The sequence below is a fragment of the Bradyrhizobium algeriense genome (genome assembly GCF_003062295.1).
Classification (GTDB): domain Bacteria; phylum Pseudomonadota; class Alphaproteobacteria; order Rhizobiales; family Xanthobacteraceae; genus Bradyrhizobium; species Bradyrhizobium algeriense.
In genome coordinates, this window is record NZ_PYCN01000258.1 from 1 (window position 1) to 460 (window position 460).

Below are 460 nucleotides of genomic sequence, written 5' to 3' on the forward strand. Positions count from 1 at the left end.
GATCGTGGCGAGCGAGTTCCTCGACCCGGGCCCGCACCCGCTGCAGCGCGGCTTCCGCCGCAAGGCGCTCACCAGCAGTGGCGGCACCCACGAACAACGCCTCGATCTTCCGAAGCTTCTCGCGCAGTTGCGACTCGCTGGTCACTCTGATCCCCGTTGCCCGCTCCGAACCGGGATCACCCCATCATCGCACGCCGGCGGCGTCAATCATCCCGACCGCGCTATCCAGAGCATTCGGGGCACCGGTGATCCTATCGTGACGTTCACGCCTCAACAGAGAAGCACCCCAACTACCGCTAGCCACGCGCCGATCAGCGGTGCTGACGGATGCCGTTCCTTTCGTTCTCGAAGAACATGCCGAGCGCGGCGCTCGCCAGTTTACGACCGAAGGCACGCGCACTTTCCAGCCCTAAGGGATCAAAATGCGCGAGAGCGATCTCAACCACCCGTCGGGGCATCA

The 460-nt window shown here is 64.3% G+C and carries 1 protein-coding gene; it reads right to left on the reverse strand.

What is annotated here, in order from left to right; genetic code table 11:
• Nucleotides 1–311: 311 nt before the first annotated feature.
• A complete protein-coding gene (locus C7G61_RS43405; RefSeq protein WP_190242298.1) occupies nucleotides 312–458 on the reverse strand; it encodes a VirC2 family conjugal transfer protein in 147 nt (48 codons plus the stop codon).
• Nucleotides 459–460 lie beyond the last annotated feature (2 nt).

What these genes read in the sequence shown, in the direction of transcription:
- C7G61_RS43405 (WP_190242298.1), bottom strand. Translation starts at nt 458, where the DNA reads ATGCCCCGACGGGTGGTTGAGATCGCTCTCGCGCATTTTGATCCCTTA.